Origin of the sequence: Taibaiella helva (genome assembly GCF_003545695.1) — a bacterium.
GTDB classification, from domain to species: domain Bacteria; phylum Bacteroidota; class Bacteroidia; order Chitinophagales; family Chitinophagaceae; genus Taibaiella; species Taibaiella helva.
Genome location: NZ_QUZZ01000001.1, coordinates 419,087 through 444,415, shown reverse-complemented (window position 1 = coordinate 444,415; position 25,329 = coordinate 419,087). Strand labels below are relative to the sequence as shown.

At 50.9% G+C, this 25,329-nt stretch carries 15 protein-coding genes and 1 pseudogene; 11 read left to right on the top strand and 5 right to left on the bottom strand.

Annotated elements, in window-relative coordinates:
* Positions 1–59 precede the first annotated feature (59 nt).
* Positions 60–1,943, bottom strand: a complete 1,884-nt coding sequence (locus tag DZC79_RS01830; protein ID WP_157976854.1) for a tetratricopeptide repeat protein — start codon at positions 1,941–1,943, stop codon at positions 60–62.
* 273 nt (positions 1,944–2,216) lie between these two features.
* On the opposite strand from DZC79_RS01830, the gene DZC79_RS01825 reads away from it, so the two are divergent.
* The gene (locus tag DZC79_RS01825) at positions 2,217–2,849 is read left to right on the top strand and encodes a class I SAM-dependent methyltransferase (protein ID WP_118949829.1); all 633 of its coding nucleotides are present in this window, start codon (positions 2,217–2,219) and stop codon (positions 2,847–2,849) included.
* 92 nt (positions 2,850–2,941) lie between these two features.
* Here the strand turns inward: DZC79_RS01825 and DZC79_RS01820 are convergent, their stop codons facing one another.
* Positions 2,942–3,886, bottom strand: coding sequence for a glycosyltransferase family 2 protein (locus DZC79_RS01820; RefSeq protein WP_118949828.1), 945 nt, complete (start codon positions 3,884–3,886; stop codon positions 2,942–2,944).
* Positions 3,887–4,649: 763 nt separating this feature from the next.
* Here DZC79_RS01820 and DZC79_RS01815 point away from each other — a divergent pair.
* The 7 genes and pseudogenes from DZC79_RS01815 to corA all read left to right on the top strand — a co-directional run bounded on the left by DZC79_RS01815 (position 4,650) and on the right by corA (position 16,339).
* Positions 4,650–5,444, top strand: coding sequence for a LytR/AlgR family response regulator transcription factor (locus tag DZC79_RS01815; RefSeq protein ID WP_118949827.1), 795 nt, complete (start codon positions 4,650–4,652; stop codon positions 5,442–5,444).
* On the top strand, positions 5,437–8,370 hold the full coding sequence (locus DZC79_RS01810; protein ID WP_118949826.1) for a sensor histidine kinase: 2,934 nt from the start codon (positions 5,437–5,439) through the stop codon (positions 8,368–8,370). The genes DZC79_RS01815 and DZC79_RS01810 overlap by 8 nt, the downstream gene beginning before the upstream one ends.
* Positions 8,367–8,552, top strand: a pseudogene (locus DZC79_RS21790) (hypothetical protein); the annotation flags it as partial. The gene DZC79_RS01810 and the pseudogene DZC79_RS21790, both read left to right, overlap by 4 nt.
* Positions 8,553–9,119: 567 nt before the next feature.
* Positions 9,120–11,393, top strand: coding sequence for a sensor histidine kinase (locus tag DZC79_RS01805; RefSeq protein WP_232831733.1), 2,274 nt, complete (start codon positions 9,120–9,122; stop codon positions 11,391–11,393).
* A 15-nt stretch (positions 11,394–11,408) separates the two neighbouring features.
* The gene (locus DZC79_RS01800) at positions 11,409–14,363 is read left to right on the top strand and encodes a sensor histidine kinase (protein WP_118949824.1); all 2,955 of its coding nucleotides are present in this window, start codon (positions 11,409–11,411) and stop codon (positions 14,361–14,363) included.
* Between the two features lie 82 nt (positions 14,364–14,445).
* Entirely contained in the window at positions 14,446–15,171 is a 726-nt protein-coding gene (locus DZC79_RS01795; RefSeq protein WP_157976853.1) for a porin family protein, read from the top strand.
* A gap of 67 nt (positions 15,172–15,238) precedes the next feature.
* On the top strand, positions 15,239–16,339 hold the full coding sequence (gene corA / locus DZC79_RS01790) for a magnesium/cobalt transporter CorA (protein ID WP_118949822.1): 1,101 nt from the start codon (positions 15,239–15,241) through the stop codon (positions 16,337–16,339).
* 64 nt (positions 16,340–16,403) lie between these two features.
* On the opposite strand, the gene DZC79_RS01785 is transcribed toward corA, so the two are convergent.
* The 3 genes from DZC79_RS01785 to DZC79_RS01775 form a co-directional block, all read right to left on the bottom strand.
* A complete protein-coding gene (locus DZC79_RS01785; RefSeq protein ID WP_118949821.1) occupies positions 16,404–18,155 on the bottom strand; it encodes an ABC transporter ATP-binding protein in 1,752 nt (583 codons plus the stop codon).
* Positions 18,156–18,210: 55 nt separating this feature from the next.
* A complete protein-coding gene (locus tag DZC79_RS01780) occupies positions 18,211–19,944 on the bottom strand; it encodes an ABC transporter ATP-binding protein (protein ID WP_118950012.1) in 1,734 nt (577 codons plus the stop codon).
* A gap of 70 nt (positions 19,945–20,014) precedes the next feature.
* Positions 20,015–22,177 (bottom strand): TonB-dependent receptor, encoded by a 2,163-nt coding sequence (locus tag DZC79_RS01775; protein WP_198666729.1) that lies wholly within the window; start codon positions 22,175–22,177, stop codon positions 20,015–20,017.
* 206 nt (positions 22,178–22,383) lie between these two features.
* Between DZC79_RS01775 and DZC79_RS01770 the strand changes: the two genes are divergently transcribed.
* The 3 genes from DZC79_RS01770 to DZC79_RS01760 all read left to right on the top strand — a co-directional run bounded on the left by DZC79_RS01770 (position 22,384) and on the right by DZC79_RS01760 (position 25,279).
* Entirely contained in the window at positions 22,384–23,337 is a 954-nt protein-coding gene (locus DZC79_RS01770; protein ID WP_198666728.1) for a MerR family transcriptional regulator, read from the top strand.
* A 42-nt stretch (positions 23,338–23,379) separates the two neighbouring features.
* Positions 23,380–23,898, top strand: a complete 519-nt coding sequence (locus tag DZC79_RS01765; protein WP_118949819.1) for a thioredoxin domain-containing protein — start codon at positions 23,380–23,382, stop codon at positions 23,896–23,898.
* 133 nt (positions 23,899–24,031) lie between these two features.
* On the top strand, positions 24,032–25,279 hold the full coding sequence (locus DZC79_RS01760) for a geranylgeranyl reductase family protein (protein ID WP_118949818.1): 1,248 nt from the start codon (positions 24,032–24,034) through the stop codon (positions 25,277–25,279).
* Positions 25,280–25,329 lie beyond the last annotated feature (50 nt).

Sequence of the window (25,329 nt, the reverse complement as noted above, 5' to 3'; positions counted from 1 at the left end):
TGTATTAAAAATCCTGCGACCCGGTCGCAGGATTTTTAATACAGGCAGGGTTGCCCCGCCTAATCTTCTTCCTGCTGCTGCTGCGCCATTATCGACTGCGCCGTCATCATCGCCTGATCCGCATTTTGCGTATCACCTTTAGCTTTGTAGATCTGAGCCAGCACCTGATAAAAATCGGGCCTTACCGGATCAAGCGCTACAGCAGCTTTAACAGCGCCGACAGCTTCGTCCAGCCTGCCCAGACTTGCCAGCGCAATGCCGTAGTTCAGGTAAACCATTTCATTGGTTTTATCTACTTTAAGATAGTCCTCCGAAAGCGTTGCAGCCTTCGCAAAATCGTTTACTTTGAGGGCTTCATAAGCATAGTAATCACCTTTGCTTTTACGTTCGATCACCACACCGATGGGTACGCCGCCCGCCTCTATGGAATACACCACGTTGCCCGGGGGCCATTTGCCGTTCTGCAGCTGCCATTCGGATACGAAGCGACCATAAGTAATATAATAGTCCCAGTCCTGCTGGTTACGTTCATAGTAGCGCGCATAGTTGGTAGCGATCCAGCTGGTATCCCTGGCAAAATACCAGTCCATACCGTCCATATTGGAGAACACCCTGATCTTTTGTCCCGCAGGCGGGCGTTTTACATTTTTCAATATCCATTGCGCCGACTGCTTGCCCGATGACTGGTAATAATCCAGGTCATAATAGCCGAAGGCGCCTTTGGGGCCGCCTTCCAGCTCGTTGAAATATACATATTGATTGGGATGCGCCTTCACAGTCCATACCATAACGGGCAGCAAACCGGCTACCGCTACGACCACCGGCACCAGCCTTGCCTTGCCTTTCAGGAAAGAAGACAATATATCGACACTTAATGCCGCTGTAACCACCCAGAATGGATAGACAAATATCACATGCCGCCAGGAGTCAAAATTGGTCGAATGCTTATAAATAATATAGAGCAGCGGGAACAGCGCGCAGAAGAATAAAATGAATACCGCCGGCGCACCATACATTTTGATAGCCTTGAGCGCCAGGACCACAAACAAAAAGCAGCAGACCACGACAATAACCGGTGAGGTAAGGATGATCCATTTGAAATTATAATGCCACGGCGTCTTGTTGCTCGGGTAGTACACGCCATCATAAAGCGTCCTGATAATGATGGAACGGTTGGACATTTCGGCCAGGGAAGTAAACAAATGGCTGACGGGAGAAGTGAGACCATAGGGCCAGGTGAAGAGCATCAGGCTATAGCCGGCTACAAAGGCGATAAGCAGCTGCAGTGCCAGGCGCTTCAGCAACGCATACTTGTTCTGCAGCAGCTCCGCCTTTTTTTCACGGGAGACCAGGAAGTAGACAAGAATAAAAAGACCGTAATAGGCTATTATTAGGATACCCCCGGCCGGCCGCATACCAAAAATAATGAAAATACCCAGAAGCATACCTATGGTATTAGGCCAGAATTTGCTCTTTACCGCAAGGTCCTGCAGGGCCCGTACCAGGTAGTAAATACACATTACCATCCCCAGCGCAAAAGGAATATCCTTACCATTGTTCATACTCTCGCCGAAAATACGGGGCGAAAAAAACATAAAGACCAGGGTGAGCACTGCTACCCACCATTGCCTGCGGCTTAGCCTGTAGGCCAATAGTCCGGTAAATATCATCAATAAGGCGCCGAAAATGGAAGCAAAAAAGTGACGTATGTGCATGATATCCCACCCTGGGAACACACGGTGCACAGCTTCGCCCAATACGTTGAACATACCGCCATAGAACTGCATTCCCTGCATATGCATCCCATATTGCGGATGGGGCTTGGCATCATAGTCCAGGGCCTGCCGGTCGCCCCGGGTGTAGTAATTTAAAATGTCCCGTCCATACTGCGCCTCTACATTTTCATCTCCATTCTGGCCATAATCATGGCTTAATCCAGGCATAACAATTAAAATAGCGATACCAAGAGCAAAAAACAATTTTCGCCAAAAGGCAGACTCAAATACAGTCATGTAGGATAAAATTACAAGGTACACATTGGTCTCTTCGTTCAGGCTGCCGACTCCCCGGCCGGTTGCCGGAGGCTACCCGGATTCCGCCCGGAGCTTGCCGTAAAGCGATCTGACATCTCCGTTTTTAATGCCGGCAATAATAAAACAAATGTAGGAAGCGGATATAAGTTTTTTACTATTTTCGCAAAAAAATCAGGAAAAAGCATGCCCGATCACATTGATGGCGGAATCCGGAAAATTCTTAAAGTACCCTTTATCTATACTTTTTATCAAAATCTGGTTTACCCCAGATCATCTCATTTACGCTATATCAGGGATTTTGTACAGCCTTTTCCGGGTGCTGAAGTAATGGACATCGGCTGTGGCCCGGGAACCGTGCTGGAATATTTATTGGCAGTAACGCCCCAGGTAAATTACAGCGGCTTCGATTTCAACCCGCAGTATATCGATCATGCCCAAAAGAAATATGGTGATAAAGGCTATTTTGCCTGCAAGCGTGTGTCCCACCTGGATACTGACGAGGCCAACAAATACGATATCGTGATGGCCAATGCTATTCTGCATCATCTGAACGACGAAGAGGCCAGACATTTGTATGCTACGGCTCATAATGCTTTGAAGCCCGGAGGTTACCTGGTAACTTTTGATCCTGTATGGATCCCTAACCAGAATTCGTTTGCCAAATGGCTCATTAAGAAGGACAGGGGACAGAATACCAGGACGGAGGCCGCTCAGCTGGCGCTCGCCAGAACATACTTCGACAAGAACGAGACTTTTATCGATCACAAGTTCCTGAATGTCCCCTATACGATCATTGTAGGCAAACATTATAAATAAGCTTCCGGCTCAGGGCCACGAATACGGGGCAATCGGCTGATACGCATAGAGCATATCAGCCGATTGTCGTTTGCGCTGCGGCATGACATTACTTATCTCAGATCTGATTCGACAATAAAACGTGGCCTTCTTTTGACCTCCTTATATATTTTGGCTACATATTCGCCGATCAGGCCTATGCACAGCAATTGTATCCCTCCCAGAAAATAGATAGGAATCACGGTCGAAGCCCAGCCGGGTGTGGTCTGAAAGCAGATATAAGCGACCAGGGCATAAATGGTGAGTAAAATACTAAGGATAAATACGAAAAAGCCACAGAAGGTAACAAAATGCAGCGGCCTGATGCTCAGGCTGGATATACCGTTCCAGGCGAAAGACAGCATTTTCCGGACATTGTATTTGCTGCTGCCGGCATAACGCTCTTCCCGTTTATAATATACAGAGGCAGGCTTAAATCCCACCATGGGAATCATACCCCGCAGGTAAAGGTTTGTTTCCGTAAAGTCTTTGAAGGCATCCATAACACGCCTGCTGATGAGACGGTAGTCGGCGTGATTATAAACCGATTCCACTCCCATTATGGAAAGGAACCGATAAAAGCCCAGTGCCGTTCTGCGCTTGAACCAGGTATCGGAGCTGCGGTCGTCTCGTACACCATATACGACATCGTAACCCTGCTTGAATTTGTCTACCATTTGCAGTATCGCGTTCGGATCATCCTGCAGGTCGGCATCTATGGAAATAAGTATATCGGCATCATCGGCGTAATGCAAGCCTGCCAGCACAGCATTCTGATGGCCGAAATTACGGGAAAGCTTCAGTCCTCTGAAAAGGGGCGACTCCGTATGCAAAGCCTCTATCTGGCTCCAGGTATTATCCCGGCTGCCATCGTCTACCAGCAAGGCATAGCTCCTGCTTCCGACCAGGCCCTGCCCGATCATCCGGGACAGCAGGGCTCCGATCCGTTTTGACATTTCCGGCAATACGGCTTCCTCATTATAGCAGGGAATGATGATGGCCAAGCACAAATCAGACATATACAAAAGGGGATGCTGCAATCTGTATTCACCGTCGGTATTGGCCGGCAGCCCACCCTATACACCTGTTCACGCGCCGTTTCCGGTCCGCAAAGCAGATACCCTATACACGCGCCTGCTCCTGATACCCGGGAAAAATATTGCAGGGCAAGATATAACTTTTATCCGAGAACAACCAAATGGCGATGGACGCCGCAGAAGCCCGGGCGCTCCTGCGGTACGCCGGCGGTTAACGTTTGTCCCTCTTTCCAGGGCTACCTGCTGCAAAATTTTTCTTATGCAGCCAAGCGGTGGATGAGCTGCCAGGCAAGTGTTTTTTTATATGGAAAAATGGATCACAATATATACCTCATACCTTTTCTATCGGGTAAATACTTATCTTCGAAATTATTCTTGCTGATGCCAATAAGATCTTTTCCCAGATAGATTTATACATTAAACGGAGTATCGCTTTCAATTTGTGCCATTGATTTTTCTGAAAACAAAATATTCCTGTCCCTCCTGCGGACTACCTCCTGTTCTGCGGCTTCTGACTACATGATGTAGCAAAGCCATTAACTTATTCGTATACTCAATTGAACACACTTTATCCCCGTCCGACGGCGCAGCGTTAATTATATTTAATAAATTGGCAGCTAATAAAAATCATGAATGTACTCTTTATAGATGATAAACCGGAAGCTTGTAAAAACACTGACCATAATGCTGTGCCGCCTCTGGTTGCCAGCGATCTTATTTTCGTTTAACAATTACATTACCAATTATGTCTGATCTTATTAACGTTATACTTGTAGACGATGAGCCGGAAGCTTGCGAAAATCTGCAAAATATCCTGATACAGTTTGTGAACGAGCAGATCAATGTGCTGGGCTATGCACATAGTACAGCGGAAGCAGAAGAAAAGATCATGAGCTTAAGCCCCGACGCCATATTCCTGGATATAGAAATGCCCAATGAGAATGCGTTTCAATTCCTGGAGCGGCTGCCTGCTGTCAATTTCGAGATCATATTCGTTACCGCTTACGACGAATATGCCATACGTGCCTTTAAGCTGAATGCGGTAGATTACATCCTCAAACCCATCAACATAGATGATCTGAAGAAGGCGATAGAAAAACTCAAAGAAAGGGTAACCTACAGGAAGGTAATCAATGCCAATGCCCACGGATACAATGAGCTGGCCCAGCAGATCAACCTCCGGAGAAAGCAGTCCCAGATCATCCTGCGCGACAACAACACCTGGGAGGCGCTACCCTTCAGCAATATCGTCTACATTAAGGCTATGGGCAGCTATTCCAAGATATTCTACCAGCTTAACGGTGAAGAAAAGAACATTCTGATGTCGCGGTCCATTTCGGAATATGAAGACCTGCTGCCCAAGGATATGTTCTTCAGGATACACCGTTCTTACCTGGTCAACTGCGATCATGTACAAAAGCTCACTAAGGAAGAGATCCCTTCTATCGTGCTGACGGATAAGGCCATTCTTCCTATCGGCCGGCGGAGGTTTTCAGAGCTGGTCCTGTTTTTAAAGAATTATACAAAGCGCAATGGCTAGATGGATCACCGGCTTTATCTTCTGTATTTTCTGCCTGAGCCGGTTTGGCCCTGTCGCTGCGCAAACAATACCGTTACGTCACTTCACGGCAGGCGATGGCCTTCCCTCCAATCTTATTTATTGCATCATGAGGGAAAGCAATGGCTACTTATGGATGACGACGGATAAAGGAATAAGCCGTTATAATGGCCGGTCGTTTAAATCCTTTACTACCGCCGATGGCCTGCCTGACAATGATATTTTTAATATCAGGGAGGACTACGAACGCCGCTTGTGGCTAACTACTTTCAACGGTACGCTTTGCTATTATAAAGACAACCGGCTATACACCCCGGACAATACGCCATGGCTGAAAGTCCCCATCAGGTTGAACCAGCTGATGTCGCGCTTGCTGCCCGACAGCAGTATTTTTATTCAATTGATGGACCCATCAAAACTATTACGGATCCGGCGCAGACAGGTTACAGTGCTTCATACGGTTAACTCAGGGCTCATTCATGATATAAGTATATTGCCCGGCGGACTGGGATACCGGCTTGCCACTTCAGATCGTGACATCGATATTGATACAATAGGAAAGCTGCTCGGCGAACATCCCCGCGGAACACATATATATTTTGCATTTCCCGCTTTCAGCCTCTATGATCAGCGATATATTTATTCTGATGGCCGCGTCTTCACTCCCGGCAATTCTACACCGCTACATATCCTGAAGCATGTACTCCGGTCTCCGGATACTCAAGGTGGTGTACCTATGCTTGTAGCCGGAAATGACCTGATGGTATGCAGTCCCGAAGGGCTATGGATCAACGACAGCCTGCAGATACCGACGGAGCAGGAGGTATTGTTTGCTGAAAAAGACAGCGACGGCAATTTCTGGTTTGGGACCAGGGGTAAAGGCCTGTATCAGTTCAGCCGCTTTTTCAAGCAACAGGCTGCATACCAGCATGTATACGAAGGACAGGCTGTATATGCCAGGCTGGTTAAGGGAATTTTATTCTTTACCAACAATATGGGAGACTTGTACCAGCTGGCCGAAAAAAAAGTTAACCGTGTATTCAGCGCAAAGCACAGGGATAACAATATGGCCCGGCACCATTTCCTGATCGATGACCAGGGCACCTATTTTGTATTTTCCCCGGCCGGAGCCTACATTGTACCTCACCTGCTGCAACCGGCGCCTTTCCAACCGATACCGTTGAAAGGCGCTCTTCGCTTCAAGTCCATCCTCTCCAAGGACAGCGTTCTCTATGCTTCCGGGCCCACAGGCATCTTAAAATATGCTTATAATCAATTTCGCCCCAATGCCCTCCCGGCCTTTAGGGCCTTTGACAGTCTGCGTATTTTTTCAGCCGGCCGTATCTACGCGCAAACCATAAACAAGACAGACCAGTGTATCTGGTTTTCCTGCACCAATACTGTATATCGCCTCGAAGACACGCAAGCAGTGCCGCAACCTCAACTGGCGCAGCACACCTTTAGGCAGATGGCCTTTGCCGGGCCTTATTTTGCCGGGATAACTGAGAATAATGCCCTGGTACTGGCTAACCATTATAAAGATGCCGACGCCATACTGGATACCGTTCCCGAGAGCAATTGTGTGTGGGAGAACTTCCACCCTATCGACCAACAGCACATACTGATCACTACCAACAATTATCACCGGCTCCTCACCTTATTGCCGGCCGCTACAGGCGTGAAGCCGCGCTATAGGCTGCAAACCATTGAAGATCCCTTTATTCCACAGCTGGTCGATGCTATCGCCGTCGACAGCAATACGTGCTATTTTTTAAAAGACGGCAATATCCTGCAGGTAGCCTCAAAAACACTATTTGAACGCACGCCGATTCCTCAGCCTGTATTTACTTCGTTTCAAACCACAGCCAGGAGTTATCCCTTGTCACAAGATATTATTGTTCCTTATTCGGAATCCGGCAATATCAATATCGCTTTTGATAATATCGATTTCGGCGGAACGGAGATCAGCTGTGAATACTCAATTTCCAGGCACGGGCAGGCCCAATGGACGGCTATCACCGGCAATGCCATCAATCTAAGTTCGCCGGGTTTTGGACAGTATATGCTTAAGATACGATCCAAAACACTGTCCAGCGGTTACTCCCGGCCGGTAATGCTTCGCTTCACCATTCAGAAGCCCTTTTGGGCTACCTGGTGGTTTCTTACCCTCTGCACCCTGGGGCTCCTTGCATTGGTATGGCTGGCCATACTCCTGGTAAGCCGGATAAAGATACGCAGGAAGCAGCGGCAACATGACGCGGACATGAAATACCAGCAATCGGAATACAAGGCGCTCAATGCCCTCATGAACCCTCACTTCATTTTCAACAGCCTCAACAATATCCAGGGGTTGATCAATAAGGATGAGAAAAGGATAGCTAATGAATACCTCGTGATCTTCTCTGACCTGGTAAGGCAGAATATGCATAATGTATCCAAAGGGTTTATTTCCTTGCAACAGGAGCTTAACCTGGTGGAGAATTACCTTAACCTGGAAAAGCTCCGCTTTAAAGACCTGATCCACTACGAGCTGCATATCGACGAAGAGGTAGATACGGAAGACATCATGATACCGCCGCTGATGATACAACCCCTGGTAGAGAATGCCGTTAAGCACGGGCTGCTGCCCAGGCAATCAGCCGATAGCAAGGTATGGATAAAGGTGTACGAAAAAGAGAACACACTTTATGTCGAGATCACGGACAACGGGATCGGGATCACAAAGTCTCTCGAAAGCCAGAACCGCCTTCATGAATCCTTTGGACTCTCTAACCTGAAAAAAAGAACAGAGCACCTGAAAAAGATACTGCAACGGGCCATCGATATCGAGGTAACGGAGCTGAAAAATACCGAGGGGCAGATCACCGGCACCCAGGCCTTAATCATCATCGCGCTCGACAGCCTATGAATACTCTACCTTTACCCTCAAAATATTGTAGCACTATAGCACATAAAGTCATTCTTCTTCTCTTCCTGTTGTTGCTGCAATGCCGTGGTACAGCAATGCTTTACGCGCAGGCCATTCCTCTCATCCATTACACCACGGAACAGGGTCTGCCCTCCAATGTCGTGTACTCCGTCTTTACAGATAGTAAAGGTTATCTTTGGATCTGCACTGACAAAGGGCTCTGCCGGTACAATGGCAGCAGCTTCAAGCAATTGACCACCAGGGACGGCCTGCCCAGCAACGATGTCTTTTCCTGCAGAGAAGATCCACAGGGCCGGCAATGGATTGCTACCTATAAGGGAACGCTGTGCTATTTGCAAGACGGGATTATGCACACTGCCGCCAATACACCCTGGCTGAGGCTTCCTCCTGAAGCCGGCCTTTTTTTCTCGCATTTAAATATCCAGAATGATGGCAGCTTAATCTTTTTGTCTAATTCGGGAGATCATTTCGTCGAAATAAAGGATACTATGCTAAGGTTATTTTCTACACCCAGGTCTCTACTCCCACCAAACGCTAAAGACCGCTTTGCAGGGGTACGGAAGGTTAATGCAAATCATTATTACCTGTATACTCCAGGCTGGAGGCTTAGTGTAGACACCTTCATGCATATCCGGGAAACAAAAAGTACCCAACCCTTGGTAGGGCACTGGCCAGACTCAATTTTTCTTGCCAATGATACGGCGATATACGACTGGAACAACAGGTTGTTGACGAAAGCCTGTGTTCGTGAGAAACCAGCTCCCATCGGGAGTACTTATATATTCCCCATAGCAGATTATCGTTATGCGATCGCCGAAAACCATATTCTGCACTTAAACCAGGAAACGGTATTCCGAAGCCCGGAGAAGATCACCTTTGTAGGTAAGGACATCGGGGGCAATTTCTGGATAGCTACCGAAGGCCGGGGAATGTACAAAACGAACCTGGATCCTTCAGTCATTCGCAACTATCCTTCGGCATATACCGGCAAAGTGATCGTCGCCAGGTCCATTGCCGGCCAACTTTACTTCGGCAGCACCACGAGTGATATCTATCGTCTGAAACCTACTCAGACCGAAAAGATCATGCACTGCACTGCTAATAAATTTAGTATGCGATTCAGCCCGGGACAGGTCATTATCAATAACTATGGATACCTGACAGCCCTCGTTTATCCTTTTATTTATTATGACTATTTATCGCCTGCCCAGAGCGGATTGCAAGTTTTTCGTCACAGGCAGAAAATAATTGGCGACTTTCCCTATGAACTTATTGCGAATACAAAAACATCTTTCGAAACAGACCATTCCTTTTATTTTTTCTCTGTCAGCAATATTATAAAAATAAACAAAGAGGATTTTCGCTCTGACCGTCCTCTGAGAACATATTTTGTCAGGCAGGACGATAACGACGAGAGCAACAGGATATACGCTAAAGCCATAGATTCCGAGACCCAGCAAGTCTGGTTTTGCGATGCCAGCGGCACTTACCGCCTGGTCGATGATACCCCCGGGCACATAAGCAGGTTCCCACCGTTCCGGTTCCAGCAGTTTACCGCATTGGGTCCTTATATGGCAGGCATCACCGACAACAGCAAACTGATCCTCTGCAATATCCGGGATACATCATATCCCTGGGACAGTAGTCGCAACGACCAGCGCTTATGGAAGCAAGTGTACCCTATAGACCGGCAGCATGCGCTGCTCGCCTCCGATCGTGAATACTGGCTGCTTTCCCTTGGATCGCCCGGTATTGCGGGCCAGCCCCGGTACACCTTGCAGCCTATCGAAAACGCTTTTTTACCACAGGGGGCCGAGTATATAGCCGCTGATACCGACAATTGCTATTTCTTTAAAGAAGGGACAATAATCGCCATAAAAACAGCGCTTCTGTTCGACAAAACACCGCCACCCCGGCTTCATTTTATTACCTTAAACACCCGCAGGCATAGCTATTCCCTAAGCCGGCAGATCGAAGTACCTTACGCCGAATCCCGCAATATCACTATTGAATTTGATCGTATTTCTTATGTAGGTAACGATATCTTTTGTGAATACAGCATTTCACAGAACGGCAAAGAAGAATGGTTCCCGATCAACAGTCCGGAGATCGTGCTCAGCAACCCGGGTTTCGGAGCGTATACCGTCAAAATAAGGGGCAGAACACTGTCCAGCGGTTACTCAAAAGTCGCGGTACTTCACTTTAAAGTGCTGAAACCCTATTGGGCCACCTGGTGGTTTCTTACCCTCTGCGCCCTGGTGTTCCTTGCACTGGTATGGCTGGCCATACTCCTGGTAAGCCGGATAAAGATACGCAGGAAGCAGCGACAACATGACGCCGACATGAAATACCAGCAATCAGAATACAAGGCGCTCAATGCCCTCATGAACCCTCACTTCATTTTCAACAGCCTCAACAATATCCAGGGGCTTATCAACAAGGATGAAAAGCGGACCGCCAACGAATACCTCGTTATTTTTTCCGATCTTGTCCGGCAGAATATGCATAATGTTTCCAAAGGGTTGATCTCTTTACAGCAGGAGCTGAACCTTGTGGAAAATTACCTCACCCTGGAGCAGCTGAGGTTTAAGGAGCTGGTCAGCTATGCTGTTGAGATCGGCGAAGAAGTGGATACAGAAGACATCATGATACCGCCGCTGATGATACAGCCCCTGGTGGAGAACGCCGTGAAGCACGGGCTGCTGCCCAGGCAATCCGCCGGCGGCAAAATATGGATCCGGGTAAAGGAAAACGACGACCAGCTGGTGATAGAGATCGAAGACAATGGCGTGGGACTCAATTATAAACCCGCAGGCAACCACCAACTGTATGAATCGTTCGGCCTGAGCAATCTTCAGAAAAGAACAGAGCATCTCAGGAAGATACAGCAGCACCGGATAACCATAGAAGTGAAAGAGCTGGGGCCGGAAGAAGGAGCGGCAAGAGGGAGCATAGCTATTATTACGATCGACTTCAGAAAGCATAACCGTGTAGCCCAATAAAGCCAGCCACTACCGATGATGTACCGATACTTTCTTATTCTTTTGCTGGCCTGTTTAAAATGCCCCTCGACTGCCCATGCGCAGTCCATTGCCATGCTGCATTTTAACACAAGCGACGGGCTTCCTTCCGACCTGACCTACAGCTCGTTTGTCGACAGCAAGGGATATATCTGGTTTGCTACGGACAAAGGTGCTTCCCGTTTTAATGGTACCCGCTTTACCAATTTTACCACCAGCGATGGCCTTACCGACAATGAAGTATTCGGGTTTATGGAAGATACCGACAACCGTATCTGGGTCTTCAGCTTCAAGGGTGATTTCTGCTATTACAAAGACGGATCTTTTCACTCCGTTGTCAATACCCCCTGGCTCAAACCGCCACCGGGAAGCCCGCCGACCTATACCCGCTTCCTGATCGAGTACGACAGCAGCCTTACTTCGGTCAGCAGCGATGCGCGGGTAATCTACAATATCAAGAACAAACAGATCAGGCGATACAATGCAGAGAAGATTAACCAGCAATTGCCGGCCAATGCCAGGATCATGCATGCGAGAAAGATGAACCCCGGAACCTATCGTCTGTGGTACACCAATGAGGTAATCGATGTCGATACCGCGATGCGGATGCTGAACCGGCGAAAATACCAAGGTGCCGGCTACAGCCAAAGCTTGTTTACGGGAGAGGATCTGGTACTGATAAATCCCAACGGGATTTACACGCTTGACGAAAAACCGGTCCGGGTCTACACCGACGGAAAGAAACATAGTATTACCTGCATCCATCCTGTGCACAGGGGGCACCGTCTGATCGGCATCGATTCTTTCCTGATGATGGACAACCATGTCATTCTTAAGAACGTGTATGTAACAGGCATCAGTCCCGATCTCTCGGGCAACTACTGGATCGCCACCAAGAACGACGGCGTCTATTATATCAGCGGGGACCTGCTCGGTAAGGTATACCTTGAAAAACGCTACCAGGGCCGAGTCCAGCGCGCAGCGTGCTATGGCAATGCCATCTCTTTTGTTACCGAATTCGATAATTTTTACCGGCTCAGGGAAGATTCCATACAGCTGCTCTATACCGGCAAACGCTACATCGATCCCAAGAAGAGCCGGTTCTTCAATATCCATTACCTGATCTGGGACAGCCTCAGCTATCTTAAATTTCACGATCTCTATCAATTCAGGGTAAGCGTATCACCCGGGGGAACCGCGACACAAACGGCCCTTCCTCCTATCCTGAACAACGACAAGCTGAGTGGGGTCACGAAAGAGATATTCAGGGTAGACGACTACCTGTACCTCACAAGCATCAGCCGTCTTATCCGGAGCCCGGCCTCCCGCCTCTTCAGGGGAGACGCTTCCCTGACGATACTGCTTGACTCTAAAAACGACTGGGGCAAGCGGATCACTGCCAGAACATTAAATCCTTATGACCATTCCGTATGGGTATCGCGTATCGACGGGATACTGAAGCTGGAAGATACCGTTGTGCACCGCCCTCCCGGTTATCAGAACATCGTATTCCGACAGATGGGTTTCTGGGGCGGCTATCTTATAGGCAAAACAGACAACAACCGGCTGCTGATCTGTAATGACTACGATCGTAATCCCCGGATCGCCGTCGTCGATAATCAAAACTGCATCTGGGAAAAGCTGTATCCCCTGGATGAGCACCACCTTATTGTTTCGACCAACAATTATTACCGCCTGCTCACGCTCTATCCGGGGAAGAAAGGCGCCGCACCGCGCTATTCCGTAAAGATCATCGAAGATCCTTTCCTTCCCCAGCAGGCAGAATATGTTATTGCCGATATGGGATACTGCTACTTCTTTAAAGAAGGCAATATCAGCAAGCTCAAAACGGACATTCTCCTGCGGGAAACACCGCCGCCGGCGCCCGTATTCGCTGCTTTCCGGACCCGCGACCGCAGCTATCCTGTACGGCCGCATATCACTATTCCCTATTACGAATCCAGGAGCGTCAATATCGTTTTCGACAATATATCTTTTCTCAGCAAGGAGCTGAGCTGCGAGTATTCTATTACACAGGACGGACGCGAAGAGTGGACCGCCATTACCGGCAATGAGATCAACCTGAATACACCCGGCTTCGGCGAATATACCATTAAGGTCCGCTCCCGTACACTTTCCAGCAGCTACTCGGCGCCCATATCGCTCCATCTGACCATATTGAAACCCTACTGGGCTACCTGGTGGTTCATTGCGCTATGTATCCTCGCCCTGATAGCCCTGGTATGGTGTGTGGTGCTGGTGCTTACCTGGCTCAACCTGCGCCAAAAACAAAAGGAACATGAAGCCGATATGAAATACCAGCAGTCGGAATACAAAGCGCTGAACGCCCTGATGAACCCGCATTTTATCTTCAATAGCCTCAACAATATCCAGGGTCTCATCAATAAGGATGAAAAACGAACAGCAAATGAGTACCTGGTTATCTTTTCCGACCTGGTACGGCAGAATATGAACAATATTTCCAGGGGCTTCATTTCGCTGCAGCAGGAGCTCAACCTGGTCGAGAACTATCTGAACCTGGAAAAGCTGCGTTTTAAGGAGCTGGTCAATTACGAGATCGAAGTGGGGGAAGACGTGGAGACCGACGACATTATGATCCCTCCGCTCATGATCCAGCCGCTGGTGGAGAATGCCGTGAAGCATGGCCTGCTGCCCAGGCAGTCGGCCAGCAGCCTGGTACGCATCCATGTATTCGAAAAAGACAACCTGCTGCATGTCGTTATTGAAGACAACGGGATCGGCATCAGGCAGTCGCTGCAAAGCAAGAACAGGCTCTATGAATCGTTCGGGCTCGTTAACCTGAGAAAGCGAACGGAACACCTGAAAAAAATACAGCAGCACAAAATAGAGATCGAGGTTGCCGAAATAAAGGAAGGCGATGCCGTCTTGGGCACCCGGGCCTCTATAAAGATGAGCCTGGACCCTTATTGAAGCCCGCTGGACCTAATATTTTTAGGTAAAAGTTTTAAAGTTTCGTGAGGAAAATTATCTTTGTTTGATCAAAAAGCGCAACATGAAAAAAATTTTAAGCATCGTTACTTTGCTGGGCATTGGTACGGCAGCATTCGCACAGAGTATCAAAGTGGGTCCCGAAGCCGGCGTAACGTTGACCACCATGTCGCAAAAGCTGAAAGGTATCAGCGGTGAGACCAACTACCAGCTTGGTTTCCGGATCGGTGGTACCGCCGATTTCCAGATCAACGAATATTTTTCCATACAACCCGGCGCTTTCCTCTCGCTGAACAACGGCACGGAAAGCTATTTTGAAAGAAATTATAAAACAGATGCAGGCACACCGGCCGGCGAGCGCGACCGCAGGAATTACGGTATCTCCTATATCCAGGTTCCGGTATATGCCCTGTATAAGACAGGCAAAGAATACGATGATCCGCACTTTTTCGTAGGCATCGGCCCCTCCTTCAACTTCGCGGTAGGAGGCTGGTTCAAACAGGACTTTGACCGTGTGCTGAACGGCGTCCCTACCACATCCCGTTACGATCATAGCGCCTATGTGGGCAACGACAGGAAGAAAGATCAGATCCGGTTCTTCGACCTCAGCGCCAATGCAACTGTAGGTTACGAACTGCCCTTCGGCCTCTATTTCCGGGCCTATTACGGCATCGGCCTGCTGAATGTAGCTCCCGGCGGCGACAGCGATAATTGCTTCCGCAATTCCGGCGGCGGTATCTCAGTCGGATTTTTCTTTAATGCAAAAGGCGGCGGCCCCCGCTGGCAATAAATAAATTATTTACTTTTGAAAGAGGACACCCGGCGTGTCCTCTTTTTTCATTTAAAATAATACGGCCGTGGCTTTCCGGACAGCTTATAAAAAGACCCTGAGGCAATTGCTTCCTTCCCTGACAAAAAGGAAAAAGCTGAACACGTTCAATCCCAAGCGGGCGATCGTTACCCCGGCGGATACGCCCACGGTATACGCCAACTACAATTATAACCACCAGCGCATGACGCACCTGACCACGTCGTCGCTGCAGGAATGCGCGACACATGTGCGCCCCGAATCGGTTACCTGGATCAATGTCGATGGTCTGCGTAAGCATGAAGTGGAAGCGTTGTGCAGCCAGTTCGATATCCATCCCCTGCTGGTCGAAGATATCCTGAGCACAGGGCAAAGGGCAAAAGCCGACGATATGGAAACGCACATGTTCTGCCTGATGCCGATGCTTTCTTACAATAACGACACGGGTATGGTACAGGCCGAGCAGCTCAGCATGGTGCTCATGAAAAACCTGCTGATCTCGTTCCAGCCCGATCCGCAGCAGGACCCGTTCAATCCTATAAGAGAACGGCTCAAGAATGAAGCGGCGCCTATCCGGAAAAAGGATTCACCCGATTACCTGGCTTATAGCCTCATGGATGCCATCGTGGACGATTACTTTACCGTGCTGGAAAAGTTGTCGGAGCGGCTCGAACGGCTGGAAGATGAGGTCGTGACCAAACCCAACAGCTCCATCCTGCTGAAAGTCACCCTGCTCCGGCACGAGATCATGGTGGTCAAAAGAGCCATTACACCGGTACGGGAGCTGATCACTTCATTCTGGCATTCCGAAAACCCACTGATCAATGCCGCGAACCGTAAATATTTTAAGGACGTATACGATCATATCGTTCTCGCCATCGAATACAACGAGAACTACAGAGAAATGGCGATCAACGTCCAGGACCTGTACATGAACCAGGTCAATACCCGCATGAACGAGGTGATGAAAATACTGACCGTGGTCACCACGTTGCTGGCGCCTGCCACAGTGATCGGCGGTATCTTCGGGATGAACTTCGACAAGATCCCTTATGCCCATCACCAGCATGGCTTTGCCATCGCCGTAGGCACCATGCTCTCCGTTTCAGTATTGATGCTCCTCTTCTTCCGCAAGAAAGGCTGGTTCTGATTTTCTGTAAAGAAATGAAGCGGCCCTCATCCGGGGCCGCTTCATTCAGTCTTTGAAAAGCAAGTCAGCTTTCCCTTTTGCCTTCCAGCAGCAGGTGCAAGGCATTATCCAGCGAACCGGCCATCTGCAGCGAGCCGGCATTGACGAAAAAGATCTCATCCGCATTCTCGATGGTATTCAGCCGGTGGGCAATGATCACCCGGGTGGTTTCCGCCGGCAGCCGTTCCAATATCTGCTGCAGCTGCTGCTCCGTTACCGTATCGATGTTGGCAGTCGCTTCATCCAGGATCAGCAGGGCGGGTTGCCGCAATACCGCGCGGACAAAGGCAATCAGCTGTTTCTGTCCCAGGCTGATCCCATCTCCGCCGGCATTTACTGGTGTATCCAGGCCCTGGTCGAAGCGGGCCAGCAATTGCTCCAGTCCGGCCTCCTGCAATACAGCCGTCAGCTGCTCTTTGCTGCTGTCTTTGTATTTCGCATTGCCATAAATGATATTGTCCCTGATCGTACCGCTGAAGAGAAAGGGCTCCTGCAGGATAAAGCCGATCGCTTCGGTACGTTCCTGTTCGGGATACGTTCTTATATCCTGCCCGTTAAGCAGCACCATGCCTTCCACAGGATCATACAGCCTGGCGATCAGCGAAGCTGTAGTGGTCTTGCCGCCGCCGGTAGGGCCTACAAGCGCATAGGTTTTACCCGCCTCCATCCTGAAGTTAATATCATGCAGTACCTGCTTGCCATCGGGATATTGAAAGGATACCTTGCGGAACTCCAGCAGGGGCGTCCCTTCTGCTGCTGCAGACACCTGCCCTGTGATCGCGGGCGGCACTTCCAGCTGCAGGATCACCGCGATGCGGTCCCAGGCAGCCATAGCCGCCTGGAAGCCCGCCCATAGCGCCGCAAGCTGCCGCAAAGGCAGGTAGAAGTTCTGCACATAGGCAATAAAGCTGATCAGCAGACCGATCGTAAACTCCCCTTGTGTAATGAGGTAAATACCATATACCAGCACGACCAGCTGCGCCACGTTGGAGAACAGGGTAAAGACAGGCGTAAAGACGTTATTGGCCAGCCCTGCTTTAATGGCCGACTTGTAGTTTTTCTCATTGGCTTCATCGAAGCCGTTGCGGAAATAATCCCGCCGGTTGAAGGTAATGATGGTCTTAAAGTTCTGCAGGCTCTCCTGTATCTCCGCGCTCAGGTCGCCGGTGCTCTTCATGCTGGCCGCATTCTTCTTCTTTACCCAGGCCGATACGAGCTGCACAAACAGCAGGATCAGCACTGCCGGCGCCAGCGAAGCAGCGCCCAGCTTTACATTAATGCTGACCAGGAATATAGCGGCACCCAGCATGGTAAAGATACTGTCGACAAACTGCATCAGCGATTGGGAAAAGAACTGGTTCACCTTATCGGTATCGCTGTTGATGCGGGAAATAAGGTCGCCGCTCTTGTTCTGGTTGAAAAAGGCTACGGGCAACTGCTGCAGCTTATTGAACACCGCGTTGCGCAGGCTGTACAGCATACGCTGCCCCACCCCGCCCATCAGCTTGGTCTGCAGGTATTCGGTACCGGCCCATATGATGTACAGCACCAGCAGCAACCCGGCAAAACGGATCACGCCCTGGTATTGCCCCGCCTGTATATAATGATCGATCGTATAGCCGATCAGGTAAGGCGTCAGCATCGTAATACCTGCATTCAGCATCATGACGAAGAAGGCCAGGTACAGCTCCTTCTTTTCTGCAGCCATGAACTGCAGCATTTTTTTCACCGCCGCGCGGGTGCCGCTCTTCTGATCGGTGTTGAGATTATAGTTCATGTGGTTATTAAAAGATTGAAAGATTCGGGCAAAGGCTTCAGCTACGGGTTACAGCCTAGTGGCTGTGCGGAAGCGATTGCTGCGAGTCGTAGATCTGTACGTATTCCGGGCAGCTGCTCATCAGTTCCTCATGTGTACCCCTGGCCACCAGCTCGCCTTCCATCAGCAGGATGATCTGGTCGTAGTCCCTGGCTGAAGCAATCTTTTGCGTGATCGACACGAGGGTAATATCGGGGTAATTGCGCTGCACATTGGCCAGTATCTTTTGTTCGGTGTGCGCATCCACTCTCGCCGTAAAGTCATCCAGCAGCAATATCCGCGGTTCTATCGCCAGCGCCCGTGCCAGCATTACCCGCTGCTTCTGCCCGCCCGACAGGCTGTTTCCCCTTTCAGATACGATCGTGTCGAGCTGCTGCGGCAGACCTGCTACGAAATCCTGCAGCTCCGCCGTTGCGATTGCCTTCTCCATAGCCGCTTCTGTTACCTTTGCATTGAAGGCGATGTTCTCTCTCAGGCTCATGTTGAAGATAATGCTGTCCTGGAAGGCCAGCCCGATCTGGCTTAGCAGGGTTTCCTGCCGGTACTCTGTTATCGGGATACCGTCGAAAGAAATCGATCCTTCATCGGGCTGTATCAGGGTCGTAAGCAGGTAGAGCAGCTGGGATTTGCCTGCGGCAGTGGGTCCTATGATGGCCGTGCGGCTACCGGCGGCCACTTCAAAGGAAACGTCTTTCAATGCTGCTTTCTCACCATACTTCACCGTGATGTTCTGCAGCGCAATATTACCTTCAAGCTGCCGGCTTACGGTGCCGTTGTCGACGGTATCCGGTGCATGCAGCGTAGCATAAATACGGCCGTAGGAAGCCGAAGCGCGCGCGATCACATTGCTCATGAAGCCGATGATGAGGATAGGAAAAATGAGGATCGAGATATAGCTGCTGAAGGCTGCGAACTCGCCGAGGCTCATGCTGCCTTCGATCACATAGTGGCCGCCCAGCGTCAGCACACCCAGCCGCGCCAGGTTGGAAGTGAACACGATCACGGGGATCAGCATGGCGAAGAGCTTCAGGATCGACATACCCAGGTTCTTTCCTTCCAGGCTGGCATCCATGAACTTGCTGTACTCCGTCGACTGCGCATTGAGCACCCGGATCAGCGCCGCACCCAGGATGCTTTCGTTGATCACCTTATTGAGCCAGTCCACCACTTCCTGTCCTTTTTTGAACAGCACTTTTACGCGCTTCAGCACCAGGAAGAAGGTTACTGCGATAATGGGAATGATGCCCAGCACCAGCAGGCCCAGCTTCCAGTTAATGTTGAGCAGAAGCATGCTGGCGCCAATGATGAGCACAATAGAAGAGACAATAGATACGATGGCCTGGGACACGAACATTTTGATCGCATCCACATCGGAGGTCAGGTTGGTCAGCAGCCTGGCGGGCGTCGCCTCCTGCACATAGAGGTAGCTTTGCTGGCTGATCTTGGCCGACAGCTGCTTGCGCAGATCCCGCGCTACCTTTTCCGAGGCATAGGTCTGGATAATGCTTTGCAGGTACAGCAGCACGAAGATGAGGACCGCTGCAATGCCGAATTCCCAGGCTACGCGGCCGATGCCGAAGCCGCCTTTCCCGAAATCGTCGATGCCGTTCTGGATAATTTTCGGCACCACCAGGTTGAGCGCATTGCTGAGCAGGGCAAACAGAAGCAGGCCGAGAATAAGGCCCCTATAAGGCTTGAGCAGCTGTGTCAGCCTGGGCTTCGCTGCTGCCGGTTGCTTGGATGTAGACATCTGTAAAGAATAATATTTTGCTGCCAGGTGCAGCGTGATCAAAAAGCCGGGTTCTGACTATCGTACGCAACTACAATTCGTCCTTATCGAATTTACTCAAAGAAATATTGATGCCCGCAAAGATAGTGCGGTACAGGGCCGGCTGCATCGGGTAACGGCTTTGCCCGTCGGCCGAATAGCGGTATCCGAAAATATTCTTACGGTTCAGCACATTGTCCACGCTCACATAGAACACCGCAAACCATTTGCCGAAAGACCGCAGGTGGCTCACCTGCAGGGCCAGGTTCTGGTAAGAGGAAGTTTTATCGCCCAGGAATACCGGGTTAGCCGGGTTGTAATAGGGCTTGCCGCTGGCATAGCTGAATGTTCCGCTCACCATACAGTTCAGCTTTTCCAGCCAGTATTTCGTTACGAGGCTCAGGTTGTGATCCGAGATGAAGTCGGGCGTGGCCTCTGCTGTATAGTTGCGGTAAAGCCGTTTGGTATTGATAAAGCTGTACGACAACCAGTAGTCCAGGTTCTTCACGCTCTTTTTATCGCGCCAGAACAGCTCCAGGCCGGTAGCATAGCCATGGCCGCTGTTGTCCACAGCACCGTTGATGAAGCGGTAGGTATTGGGGTCGTAAGGAGCGCCCAGCAATTCGCGCACCAATTGATCGTAGCTCTTGTAATAGCCTTCCAGCCTGAGCGTACGGTCATTTTTGGTGTACATGAAGTTGGCAATATAATGTACGGCCATCTGCTGCTCCGGGCGAAAGCCCTGCAGCAGGTATTGCTTGTCGGGGTTCTGGTAGAAGAGACCACCGGCAACAGAGGCAGAGCTGTATTTGCTGGTCTTCACCGAAGCCGACAAGCGGGGGGCCAGCGTGCTGGTGCTTAGCAGCTCGCTGTGCTCGAAACGCAGGCCGGGCTTGATGGCCAGCCAGTGTATGGGCGTCCATTCTCCCTCCAGGTAGCCTGCGATCTGCCGCTCGGTAAAGCCGCCGGGTAGGGTATCGAAGGTGCGGTTGACATCGAAGTACTGGAACTCGCCGCCGGCAACCACGTTGAAGCGTGTAGACGCAAACCAGGTCAGCTCGCTGCGTACCTGCGCCCTCTTTTCCTTACTCACTGTGGGGAAGGTGCCCCATTTCGTATCATCATTATTGTAAGAATAGGAGGTTGCCGTAAACCATTTGAACTGTTCGCCCAGGTTTTGCCTGAAGGTAGCCTGCGCATAAGCATTATCGTTTTTGATCCCGAAGTCCATATTTTGTCCCGCCTCAAAAGGATTCGGGATGCGGATGCCCGAGTTCGTGTGGGAATAATTGCCCATCACCTTCAGCAGGCCACCACTCTTGGTTTTCCAGATATAGTTGAGGGAACCGCCGCCGCCCTTGGGCACATCGTAGAAATCGAAATTGGTTTTGGCAATACCATAAAAAGGAGCCAGGTTGGTATAGTTGGCCGAGGCGGTAATGCTCATATTGTTGTCGTTAAACAGCTTGGTACCCGAAGCATACAATCCGGCCATAAAGATGCCCAGGTTGATCGTGCTGTTATCCGGGATATCCAGGGTATTCATTTCCAGCACAGACGACATGGCCTGCCCGTAGCGGGCGCTGTAGCCACCGCTGCTGAAGGCGATCCCTTTGAACTGGAACGCCCCGAAACGGCTGCGTTGCTGTACGCCGGGCACATCGCTGAAAAAGGGATTCTGCAGTGTAAGCCCGTCGACTACGATCGCCGCCTCGCTGGCATCACCGCCGCGCACCATCATACCGGTTTGCGTACCGTTCTTCTGCACGCCGGGCAGCATCTGCATAGCGGCAATGGGATCGGCCCCCGAACCGGCCGTGGTTACGATATCCAGGGGTTCCAGCACCGTTTTCTGCGTGCCGTCGGCCGAGCCGAAGCTGCCGGCAGTAATGCTCACCTGGTCCAGGGTATTGGTTACTGCATTCATTTTGAAAGCCAGCGGAGCCGCTGCAGCCTCTTCTACTTTTACCGGCTTGCTGATCGGTTCGTAGCCGACGGCCGAGATCACCAGGACCTGGTCGCCTTTTTCGGCGGTGCTCAACACAAACACACCGCTGGTGTCGCTGCTGGTACCGTCGAGGGTATTTTCCAGCGATACGCTGGCGCCGGGCACCGGCTGACCCTGGCCATCGGTCACCTTGCCTTTAATCACTTGCTGGGCATAACCGGCCACAGCGGTAAGGGTGAACAGGAAAAATAGTGTAATTCTGTGCATGGGTGTTGTTTTAATAGGGCAAAAGTAGGTTTGGGCCGCAACCATCGGAAATGGCTTTCGGTTATTGCGCCCCTGGATTCGGTAAACGGCTTATGGCATTTTTATCTTTTCGGTAAGTGGAAATAGATACCTTTGTTATCGTAATGGCATGAACAAAAGAAACTGTAAAATTAATTAAGTTTGCTTAGCTGCAAATCTTTTCTGATATGGAAGCCCGCGTATTGACGTTATTTGATGATGAAGATTTTCTTCCGAAAACGGAAGCGCCCAAAAAACCCGTAAAAAAGGTGACGGCGGCATCTAAGCCCGATGCTGCCGAACCCGCTCCGGCGGAAACAGAAGCCAGGACCGAAGCGCCTGCAGCATCGGTACCAGAAGCAATGCCGGAGATGCTTATTGAAGAAGGCGCTGATAGCCCGGTTGCGGCGCCCCCGGCTGAAGCTTTGGACGAGTCGCCCGACGCGACGGTCCTCCGAACACAAAACACCTTTGCTGAGGAAACCGCAGAAACACCTTCTTCTTTTATTTCGATTGAGCTGCCCGGGCAGCCACCTGCCACAGTCGCAGCACCTTCGACCGTCCCTGAACCAGAGAAGACACCTGCAACACCGGCAGCCGATGAGGCAAAGACCGCCGATGAAGAGCTGAACCGCCAGATCCTGAGCGAGCTGGTGCAGCTGGATTACACCGCGCTGATCCACAGGGATTATCCTTTCGATATACAGCAAGCTAGTGTGGTCAAAAAAGAAAAGCCCGCTGCACGCCACCCGGAGCCGGTTGAAGAACCGGAGCCCGCTGCTGCGGAGGACGAGGCCTTTGAAGAAGTGGTGCCCCTGCCCGAATGGAATCTTGATAAGAAATATTACACCATCGGCGAAGTAGCACAGCTCTTCGCTGTAAATACTTCCCATATCCGTTTCTGGACCAATGAATTTAAGCTGAAGCCCCGCACGACCCGTAAAGGCGACCGCCTTTACAGCCCCAAAGACATTGCCGAGCTAAGACTGATCCATCACCTGGTCAAGGAGAAGAAGCACACGATTAAGGGCGCCCGCGAAAAGCTGAAAGCAGAGAAAACAGGCGTCAACCAAAAGCTGGACCTCAAGGAATCGCTCACCGGCCTGCGGGATATGCTGCTGCGCATTCATGAACAGCTCTAAAATTATGCCTTGTTTAATTTATCCCGTAAATGACCGCTTGTAATGAAGAAGATAATGCTGATCGCTGCGCTGATCGCCGGGGCTGCCGGCGCCAGGGCGCAGAACAAGTCCGACTTTGAAATGGTAAAGAGCGACAATAAAGATGAAGTGATCTACAAAGGCCCGCTGACCTTCGACGATATACGGGAGGTCAAAGCCTTTCACCTTGAGAAGAATGCTGCGCGATATGATCCCAACCCGCAGGAGCTGGCGCTGCTGACCGACAAGCTGAAGGAGTACCAGCTGGTCGTCTTTCTCGGTACCTGGTGCGAAGACTCCCATAAGCTGATCCCCGAGCTGTACAAAGTATTAACCGCCACCAATTACCCATCCGACCGGCAGCTGCAGCTGTATGCCCTCGACCGCAGCAAAAAAGGCAGGGAGGGCGAAGAGCAGCCTTACCAGATCACCAATGTGCCGACCATTATCCTGCTCAAAGAGGGTAAGGAGAAGGGACGCATAACGGAGATTGTTGAAAAGAGCATCGAAGGCGACCTCCTCCGGATCATAGAGAAAGAATAAACGACCCTGACCGCTGCATGCCTCCCGAGCATAGTATAGAACTTGTTCCGGGTACAGCCTCCGCTGCAAGGGGATAGCGGGAGCTCCGGCTATCCTTTATGCTCCCTTTACCTGTTAAAGCCACCATCCCATCATGAAGCCTACCCTACCGGTGATCATTATCGGCTGCGGCCCTGCCGGCGCAGGCGCCTCTCTATTTCTGAGCCAGGCCGGCATCCCCCACCTGATCCTGGAAAAAGACCGTTTTCCCCGGGACAAGATATGCGGCGACGGCTGCAGCGGCAAAACGGCCTTCGTGCTGGGCAAGGCCGATCCTGCGCTGCTGGATGAGATCTTTTCCGACGAGGCGCATTTCCTGCCCAGCTTCGGCGTCACCTTTGCTGCGCCCAACGGCAAAGCGATCGATATCCCTTTCCGTTCGAAGAACAAGCAGGAAAGGCCTCCAGGCTTTACTTCGCGGCGCATGGACTTCGATCATTTCCTGTTCAGCAAGATACAGGGCCCGCAAGCCACCGTGATTCAGGACGCTACCGTAACCAGCCTCGACCGTACCCCGGAAGGCTATGCGGTAACCTACCGTACAGGAGAGGGACCGGAGACCACGGTGCATTGCCGCCTGCTCATCGGCGCCGATGGCGACAAAGGGATTTGCCGCCGCAAGCTGCTGCAGGGCGATGCGGTCTCCAAAACGGCTTCCGTAGGCCTCAGGGGTTATTATGAAGGCGTAACCGGCATGCATCCCCGGAATTTCATAGAGCTGCATTTCCTCAGGGAGATCCTGCCCGGCTATTTCTGGATCTTCCCCCTGCCCGGCGGCGCTGCCAATGTGGGCATCGGTATGGACGCCGTGCTGGTACGCAAAAAGAAGATCAACCTCCGGGAAGTCATGCTACTTGCCATCAGCGAAAATCCCAACATCCGCGAACGCTTCGCCCACGCCCGGCCAAGCGGTAAGATCTATGGTTGGGGATTGCCTATGGGTGTCGGCGCGGTCAAAGTATCGGGCGAGCATTTCCTGATCACCGGCGATGCGGCTGCGCTGATCGATCCCTTTACCGGCGAAGGTATCGGGAATGCGCTGTACAGCGGTATGCTGGCTGCCGAAGCCGCCGGTAAGGCGCTACAGGCGCAGCGTTTCGACGACAGCTTCCTCCAGGAACACTATGGCGATGTTCTGTTTCGCCGCATCGGCGACGAGCTTAAGCTGAGCTACACGATGCAGAAGCTGGTACGTTATCCCTGGCTCTTTAACCTGGTGGTCAACAAGGCCAATAAAAGCCCGGCCCTGCGCGATACCATGACCAGCATGTTTGCCGACCTTGATGTGCGGGCATTGCTGCGCCGGCCATCCTTCTACTGGAAGATACTGACCAATAAGTAATCGTATACAAAAGCGAGTGGGCCTGCAGCTGCAGGCCCACTCGCTTTTGC

Bases quoted from the DNA above. Each gene is read 5' to 3' on its own strand.
- DZC79_RS01765 (WP_118949819.1), top strand. From the start codon at position 23,380: ATGAAGAAGATAATGCTGATCGCTGCGCTGATCGCCGGGGCTGCCGGC.
- DZC79_RS01775 (WP_198666729.1), bottom strand. From the start codon at position 22,177: ATGCACAGAATTACACTATTTTTCCTGTTCACCCTTACCGCTGTGGCC.
- DZC79_RS01800 (WP_118949824.1), top strand. From the start codon at position 11,409: ATGATGTACCGATACTTTCTTATTCTTTTGCTGGCCTGTTTAAAATGC.
- DZC79_RS01830 (WP_157976854.1), bottom strand. From the start codon at position 1,943: ATGCCTGGATTAAGCCATGATTATGGCCAGAATGGAGATGAAAATGTA.
- DZC79_RS01825 (WP_118949829.1), top strand. From the start codon at position 2,217: ATGCCCGATCACATTGATGGCGGAATCCGGAAAATTCTTAAAGTACCC.
- DZC79_RS01820 (WP_118949828.1), bottom strand. From the start codon at position 3,886: ATGTCTGATTTGTGCTTGGCCATCATCATTCCCTGCTATAATGAGGAA.
- DZC79_RS01810 (WP_118949826.1), top strand. From the start codon at position 5,437: ATGGCTAGATGGATCACCGGCTTTATCTTCTGTATTTTCTGCCTGAGC.
- DZC79_RS01815 (WP_118949827.1), top strand. From the start codon at position 4,650: ATGTCTGATCTTATTAACGTTATACTTGTAGACGATGAGCCGGAAGCT.
- DZC79_RS01760 (WP_118949818.1), top strand. From the start codon at position 24,032: ATGAAGCCTACCCTACCGGTGATCATTATCGGCTGCGGCCCTGCCGGC.
- DZC79_RS01785 (WP_118949821.1), bottom strand. From the start codon at position 18,155: ATGAACTATAATCTCAACACCGATCAGAAGAGCGGCACCCGCGCGGCG.
- DZC79_RS01770 (WP_198666728.1), top strand. From the start codon at position 22,384: ATGGAAGCCCGCGTATTGACGTTATTTGATGATGAAGATTTTCTTCCG.
- DZC79_RS01780 (WP_118950012.1), bottom strand. From the start codon at position 19,944: ATGTCTACATCCAAGCAACCGGCAGCAGCGAAGCCCAGGCTGACACAG.
- DZC79_RS01795 (WP_157976853.1), top strand. From the start codon at position 14,446: ATGAAAAAAATTTTAAGCATCGTTACTTTGCTGGGCATTGGTACGGCA.